Source organism: Janthinobacterium sp. PSRC1-1, assembly GCF_049897525.1.
Classification (GTDB): Bacteria; Pseudomonadota; Gammaproteobacteria; order Burkholderiales; family Burkholderiaceae_D; genus Janthinobacterium; species Janthinobacterium tructae.
Genome location: NZ_JAFCWK010000029.1, coordinates 1 through 7,595 on the forward strand (window position 1 = coordinate 1; position 7,595 = coordinate 7,595).

General features: G+C 59.3%; 6 protein-coding genes and 1 rRNA gene. All 7 read right to left on the minus strand.

The features are described from left to right. Positions 1 to 216 precede the first annotated feature (216 nt). Positions 217 to 1,296: a tartrate dehydrogenase gene (locus ACP7DW_RS28585; RefSeq protein ID WP_426057763.1), complete on the minus strand. Its 1,080-nt coding sequence runs from the start codon at positions 1,294 to 1,296 to the stop codon at positions 217 to 219. A 229-nt stretch (positions 1,297 to 1,525) separates the two neighbouring features. Next, positions 1,526 to 3,016 carry a DUF3482 domain-containing protein gene (locus tag ACP7DW_RS28590; protein WP_426057764.1) on the minus strand — a complete coding sequence of 497 codons (1,491 nt, stop codon included), beginning with the start codon at positions 3,014 to 3,016 and terminating at the stop codon, positions 1,526 to 1,528. Beyond that, positions 3,013 to 4,491: a DUF2868 domain-containing protein gene (locus ACP7DW_RS28595; RefSeq protein ID WP_426057765.1), complete on the minus strand. Its 1,479-nt coding sequence runs from the start codon at positions 4,489 to 4,491 to the stop codon at positions 3,013 to 3,015. The genes ACP7DW_RS28590 and ACP7DW_RS28595 overlap by 4 nt, the downstream gene beginning before the upstream one ends. Positions 4,492 to 4,553: 62 nt before the next feature. After that, positions 4,554 to 5,243: a phosphatase PAP2 family protein gene (locus ACP7DW_RS28600; protein ID WP_426057766.1), complete on the minus strand. Its 690-nt coding sequence runs from the start codon at positions 5,241 to 5,243 to the stop codon at positions 4,554 to 4,556. Between the two features lie 219 nt (positions 5,244 to 5,462). Continuing rightward, positions 5,463 to 6,689, minus strand: a complete 1,227-nt coding sequence (locus tag ACP7DW_RS28605) for a sensor histidine kinase (RefSeq protein WP_426057767.1) — start codon at positions 6,687 to 6,689, stop codon at positions 5,463 to 5,465. Beyond that, positions 6,676 to 7,365 carry a response regulator transcription factor gene (locus ACP7DW_RS28610; RefSeq protein ID WP_426057768.1) on the minus strand — a complete coding sequence of 230 codons (690 nt, stop codon included), beginning with the start codon at positions 7,363 to 7,365 and terminating at the stop codon, positions 6,676 to 6,678. The genes ACP7DW_RS28605 and ACP7DW_RS28610 overlap by 14 nt, the downstream gene beginning before the upstream one ends. A gap of 126 nt (positions 7,366 to 7,491) precedes the next feature. Further along, a 5S ribosomal RNA gene (gene rrf, locus ACP7DW_RS28615) occupies positions 7,492 to 7,595 on the minus strand; the annotation flags it as partial.

The following is a 7,595-nucleotide window of genomic DNA, read 5'->3' on the forward strand; positions in this document are numbered from 1 at the left end:
ATTGTTAAAGAACGGTATTCGGTTACTGCTTTCGCGCTATCGACAAAGCGTTGTGTTTGTCAGCTGCGAAGAAGGAAGAGTATGAAGCATTTCACTACATCCGTCAACTCCTTCTTTTCTTGCTCATCGCCGTTTCCGGTGATCCTCAACTGCCGCATTTGACTGCGTCTCATTGGGGAGGCGAACTATAGCAAAGCCGCCCACGGGCGGCAAGCTTTATTTCAGCAATTCGGCAACCGCCATGCCCACCTCGGTCGTACTGGCGCCCCCGCCCATGTCCGGCGTACGCGGACCATGCTCGAGCACCTGCTCGATGGCGCCCAAAATCGCGTCATGTGCGGCCGTGTAATTGGCATCGCCATTGCCGAGGAAATCGAGCATCATGGCGCCCGACCAGATCATACCGATCGGGTTGGCGATATTCCGGCCATAGATATCGGGGGCGGAACCGTGTACTGGCTCAAATACTGACGGGAAAGTGCGCTGCGGATTGATATTGGCCGATGGCGCGATGGCAATCGTTCCTGTGCACGCGGGGCCCAGGTCAGACAGGATGTCGCCAAACAGATTCGACGCCACCACGACGTCGAAGCGCTCAGGGCTCAATACAAAGCGGGCCGCCAGAATGTCGATATGGTATTTATCCCATTGCACATCGGGGAACGCTGGCGCCATCGCTTCGACCCGCTCATCCCAGAATGGCATGCTGATCGCGATGCCATTCGATTTGGTCGCCGAGGTCAGGTGTTTCTTGGGCCGGCTTTGCGCCAGCTCAAATGCATACTTGAGGATGCGGTCGACGCCCTTGCGCGTAAACACGGATTCCTGCAGCACCGTTTCGCGCTCCGTCCCCTCGAACATGCGCCCGCCCACGGAGGAATATTCTCCTTCCGTATTTTCACGCACCACATAAAAGTCGATATCACCCGGCTTCTTGTTCGCCAGCGGACACGGCACGCCCGGCATCAGCCGCACGGGACGCAAGTTGACGTATTCGTCGAACTCGCGCCGAAATTTGAGTAACGAACCCCACAGCGAGATATGGTCAGGCACCTTGTCCGGCCAACCCACGGCGCCAAAATAGATGGCGTCGAAATCCTTGAGCTGGGCAAACCAGTCTGAGGGCATCATCTGGCCATGCTCCAGGTAATAGTCGCAATTCGCCCATGCCATGGTCGTCAACTGCAGGTCGATATTGAAGCGGCGCGCGGCGGCCTCGACAACACGCAGCCCTTCCGGCATGACTTCATTGCCGATGCCGTCGCCGGCGATGACTGCGATTCTGTGTGCGGGCATGAACTTCTCCTGTCGATAGATGGATGCCTTGATGATACTGACGCCGCATCAGAATACAATCAGGAAATGCATAATCCCAATATCCACATTGCGTGGCATGGGATGTGGAAAACAGGCTGCCGATGCAGGGGCGGTGACCACGTCGCGGCTGTCGAACTCGGCCAAGGTCAGGGGCTGCGTGCAATTTCTGCAGCAGTGGCTGCAGGCCCATGCCTGACAGGCTGATGAACTACACCAGGCGCGCCACAGCCGGATACAGACGCGCGAGGGTATCGGAGGTGATGGCGGCAATCACGGGGGTGACGCGCTCGACGGCTTGCTCAGGCGATTTTTCCCGGCGCAGATCTTTCCACAACTCAAGTAAAGCCGCATCATGACGGGCGACCGCTTGCTCGACCTCATCTTGCCAGAAGGCCGGCGCTTCGCTTTCCACAAAGTTGCCGCGGCCGCGGCCAAAGTGCGCCACCGCCAGGTAACGCAACACACCCGCTACCACCAGGGTACGCAGGAAGGCATCTGTAAATTGCATGGTGGGCTCGTTGCGGTCCGTGCCGGAATTAAACCCCCAAGCTGCGCCCGCAAACGTCAGTGCACCGACCACGCCGCCGAGCAAGGCGCCCGTGCCCAAGGTCAGGCCGCCGGAAATCAGGTCAGCCGACAAGCCCGTCGCCGCACCGGAAATCATGGCGCCCAATAACCCCGCCTGCGCCTTGTCGATCGGCGCGCGCACGGCGAAATTTTCCCGTATCCGGCTATTGATCTTATGCGCATCGGTAGGATCGAGTTTGTGCAAGATCAATAGTTCACGCGTCGTTTCGCCGCTGTGCGTATTGAGCCGCGCCACCAGATTGGCCATGGCCTTTTCCTGGCGTTGCTGCTCTGCATTCTTGCCGATACCCACAACTTGCAAGGCCGATTTCAGCAAGCCCTTGGAGACGGGCTCGATGGCTTCGCGATCTTGGGCTGCCACGGCCAGCTGTGTGGCCAGCAAATGCATGGCCTGCTGGAAGCGCGCCGTATTCTGCGCTTGCCAGGCAGCAAACAGACGTGCATAGCCGGCTTGCTGCGACTGTGGCAACAACTTGCCCACGGCTTCGTAAAACACACGTTCATGCACCCAGCAGCGAGCAAAGGCATCGAGCGCCAGTACGTCGCGCACGATGGGATATTGCTGTAAATACTCGCGCCAGCGCGCCTGCTCGCTGTGCTCCTCATTGCCCGGACGCGGCGGCCCCATCTGATTGAGCAAGACCACCACCGGCTTGCCCAGCCATTCGAGAATTTTCATTTCCGCCGGCAAATAACCAGCATCCCTGGGGTTTTCCGAAGAATTGACCAGGTATAGCACCACGTCGGCCGCGTCCTTGGCCGTGCGCAACGCTTGCTGACTGAGCCAGAACGGGCGGTCGCGATAACGGTCCAGCACTTCGCGCAGGAACCAGCCGATGGGATTGCCCGACTGCCCGAGACGCTTGAGCAGGCGCACGGAGTCGCCAAAGCCGGGGGTGTCCCACAATTGCAAGGCATCACCCTGCGGCGTGGCCAGCAAGGTGTGCGATTCCGCAAACACGGTCACGTGGGCGGCGTCGCGCACTTCGCCGATATCCACGCCCACCAGGGTGCGCGCCAACGTCGTCTTGCCATTATTCGTATGCGAAATCAGCGCAAACTGAATCTGCACCGCATCATCCTGGACATCTTTATTCACATTCACACTCATGCTGCGGCCGATACTTTCAAGCCGACACCGGCGTCAAGCGGGTGCAAGGCGGGATTGAGCAAATTGACCAGGGTGGCCGTGGTTTGATGGAACTGGCAGAAATGTTGCCACAATGCAACTCGCTCCGCCAGACGCGCGCCGTTATCCGCCTGCTCGCCAGCGTGCTGCAAATAGCTGGACTCGTCGATCAGGACGGCGATGCCGCGTGTCGACGATTGCACCAGGTAATCGAGGAAGGCACCGTGATTTTCCTTTTCCGGCGTCGCCGTCAGGTTGAACAGCACGGCCGTGATATTGACTTGCGGATCATTCAAGTCGGTGCCGCGCAAGACCTCCTGCGGCTCTTCGCCATACGACGTCGATGGACGCAGCATCATGCGCCCCTGCTCACCAAACAGCATGATGGACAGTTGGCCCAGGCCCTTGTGGCGCGCCTCATCGACAGTAAAGCTGTACGGCAAGACGCGCAGCATGCCGCCCGTGGCCACACCGATGCTTTCATTGAGCTTGCGGAAATACGGTTGATCGAGATCCAGTGGAAAGTGCTTGGCCAGGCGCGCGGCGCGCCAATTGTTGACCAGGGCCAGGATCAGGCGGGGGACGACGACCAGCAGGAAAATCGTTGCCGCATACAAATGCACCCAGCGCGCGCCACCTTCCACGGTCGTCGTTTGCGGGAAACGCAGCGCTTCGATTTCCGCCAGCGAAAAACCTTGCAAATGAAACAGGGCAATCGCTGGCGCAAACAGGGTCGAAAGCAGGCTGTGCACCTGGCTGGCACTCAAAAAGGTGCTTTCCCAGCCGGCCGCGTATTGCGACAGGAAACCGCGCGCATACAGAGAGGCGACGGCGCCGATGGCAAACATGGCGGCGCTCAGATGAATGGTACGGCTCAGGCGTGCGGCCGTCAGCTTGGCGCTCAGGTGCGCCCATTCCCCCATGAAACTGAGCAAGCCCGAGGACAGGGCGTGCGGCAGCTTGCGCGGCAAGGCCAGGCGGCCCACGCTCAGGTGGCGCACCAGTCCCGCTTTCGGCCAACCGAGGGAATGCGAAGGAATGCATAGCCAGATCAGCAAGCCCAGGTAGACCAGCACATTCCAGGCGATGATCAGCAGCAAGGGCGCGGACAGCAAGTCGACGCGATGGGGGTCCGTGATGCGATCGAGCCCGGCGCCCAGCAACAAAGCCAGCAGGGGCAAGGCCAGCGCCAGGGTTTTCATGCCGTTGCGACGCTTCGCGAAGGCGGCGAAGGCGGGGGTGCGCTCGGTGATGCGCTTGAGGATCAGCTCGGAGCGCTGTTGCAGGAAATCGTCACCCGTCACTTCGGCCTGCTTGCCCGAAGCTTGCCACTGCGCAAGCTCACGCGCGCTGCGGCTGGCATACATGCGGTCCTCCTCGCTGAGGACTTCTTTTTTCTGATCGGCCGTTTCGATAGCACGGACCAATACCACTTCTCTCGCAATCTGCTCGTTCATGGTGCTCCTGTTTTTGTATGAAACGACAACTAGACAGGCAGATTGTGACTTACTTTTGTGTTTCAGGCCAACGCGTCCTCGGCCCGGAACAAATGATGCAGCAGATATATCAGAAAAGCAGCGATCCAGGCAGACCACAAGGTGTGCGTGAAAAATTGCGTACCTTGCAACTGCTGCTGCCAGCCTGCCACCAAACCGCACAACAGCATGATCGCTGCCAGCAGAAGCGCCATGCGTGGCCGTGCTGGCAGGCAGAACAATGGTAAGGCCAGCATCCACCAGGCCATGTTTGCCTGGGTCGCCTGCAGGCAAGCCATGGCAGACGCACTGGCGGGTAGTGTTTCCAGCATGCGCGCGTACGGTTCGAGTCCGCCATAGCGCAGCAAATCCGTGGGGCAAGGCACATCGCTGAAGGTAGAGAGCAAATAGATGCTTGGCGGCACCAAGACGGCCGACAGGGCCACGACACGCAAGGCACTGCGGCGTGATGCAAGCCAGGCCAGCGGAAGCAAGGTATCCCAGAGGGCCAGGCCGATCACGGCGGCGCCAAGCAAGGTCATGCCAAACTGAAAACTGCCCACCAGCGCGCTGTCAGCGCCGGCAAATTGTCCGCGTGCGCCGTCGAACATACTGTCGGCGATCATGAGGTCGAGGTTGCTGTAATTGCCGATCCAGAGGATCAGCATGGCTGACAGCATCAGGACGCTATCAATGCCTTTGGGAGTTTTGACGAGTTTAAGCTTGGCCAGCATGGGTGCACACATTACTTGATGAGATGAAAGGGACTGGCGGCACAGGACTGCAGCCATGGAAGTCATCGTACAGTGTCAATATGAAGAGAACATGACGCTGCCCGCCGTGCACAACAAGGACGGGGCAAGACGCGCTTCCAGAATCACCTTACAAGTATCGGCATGAATTACGCGTCAACAGGGCGTTAAGTTTTCGTTAAGTGCTCGTAAAAAGCCGGCTTAAATGAAATCAATCCGCAGCATGGTGCCGCCAGCGGGGCGGACATTGAACGCCAGGTCCGCGCCCAGATACAGGCAGATGCGTTGAACCAGGCCCAACCCCAGACCTGTGCCGGATGAACCACTCAGATTGGCCGGTACGGGATGATGCAGAAGGCGCGCGCGGGCCGCTTCGGGCAAGCCCGGCCCCGTATCCTCGACGATCAGCGCGCGTCCGGCCAGGCGCACGATCACTTCCCCCTGCAAGGTGTACTGGCAGGCATTGCGCACCAGGTTGCCAATAGCGGCGGCCAGCAATTCACGCGGGGCGTTAACCAGAAAGTCCTCGCCATCCGCAAACACCAGGGTAAGCGGTTTGCCTGCCGTATATGATTGACAGCGCAGGCATTCCTGGCGAGCCAGTTCCGCCACGGAGAGTGACGTGCACTCCAGCAATTCCGGCGCGCGCGCCAGGCGCAGCAGCACCGTCACGGAGTCGCTCGCTTCGTGCGCAGCCCGGTAGATCCGTTCGGAGGCGGAACGCACCAGCGGGTCATCGCCGCCGTGTTCCATCAGGATTTCCGCCGCCCCCGTGATCACGGTCAGCGGCGTGCGCAATTCATGACTGACATCGCCCGTAAAAAAGCGTTCGCGGTCAAGAACTTCGGTCAACTCCGCCGTACGTTCGGCAAAAGCGCGCGCCAATATCCCCAATTCATCGGCACTGTCCTGCAGTGGCAACGCCGTCTGTCCGGCCTTGACGGCCTGCGTCAGCGACATGATTGGCGTGATCAAGCGATTGGCGATGAAGGCGCCCAGCAGCGAAGCGCAAATCAAGAAACCGATGAAGGCGAGGGCAAACATGCTGTACACCACCAGCTCGATCTTTTCATACTCGGTGGCATGATCGATGACGACGAATTTCCCATGCACATCGCTGCCGACCAGCACGTGCAAATCGACACCATCGACGGTTTTCTCATGCATGCCGGGCGTCAGGCCACGCAAGGGCCACGGCGTATCTTCAGCGTGATGAAAGCTCAAGCCGGCTGGCATTTCGACAGACAAGCCGGCCGCATGCCTGGGTGAGGCCCAGGCCGCCACTTCTTTCAGGCGCTCGTCGACCAGGCGCACTTCGATGCCCTCGACGGCGATGGCCGCAATAATGGCAAAAAAGATGCTCGCCACAAGAGCAAACAGCAGGTAGGCAACGATGATGCGTCGTTTCAACGATTTAAACGGGCGCATCGCTACTCAATAATTTATAGCCGATGCCGGGAATGGTGCGCAGCATGGGAAAGGCATACGGTTTGTCGAGCACTTGCCGCAGCGCATGGATGTGCGTGCGCAGGGCATCGCTGTCGGGCCGGTCATCGCCCCAGACCTCATGCTCGAGCAGCTCGCGCGGCACCAGCTTGGGCGCTTCGTTCATCAGGCATTTCAGGATGATGTAACCGGTCCTGGTCAAGGTCAGGGTCTGGCCCGCGCGTCGGACTTCGAATTTTTCCGTGTCGAAACGCAGCTCACCCACAGCCAGCACGGCGGCCGCCGTCGTTTGCCCGCGCGCGCGGCGCAGCAAGGCTTTCAGGCGAATTTCCAGTTCCAGCAGCGAGAATGGCTTGACCAGGTAATCATCGGCGCCACTATCAAAACCGGCGACCTTGTCTTGCACGGTATCGCGCGCCGTCAGCATCAGCACTGGCGTGCTATTGCGCAATTCACTGCGCAGTTTCTGGCACAGTTCCAGTCCCGTCAGGCCGGGCAGCATGACATCGAGCACGATCACATCGTATTCATGCTGGGCCAGCAACGCCAGGCCGGCATAGCCATTCATGGCCGAATCGAGCACATGGCCCTTCGGTTCCAGATAGGCGTAGAGATTGGCAAGAATATCGGGGTTGTCTTCAATGATCAGAATGCGCATACCGCCATTGTAGGTCGGATTTGGCCGCAAGCCGTCATGCGACACCACCAGCGCCAAACAAAAGCGCCAGACGAAAAAAAACCCCACCGGAAACCGGTGGGGTTTTTCTCTTACTGCGAATAACAAGCCTGACGATAACCTACTTTCACACTGGTTGCAGCACTATCATCGGCGCAAAGTTGTTTCACGGTCCTGTTCGGGATGGGAAGGGGTGGGACCAACTTGCTATG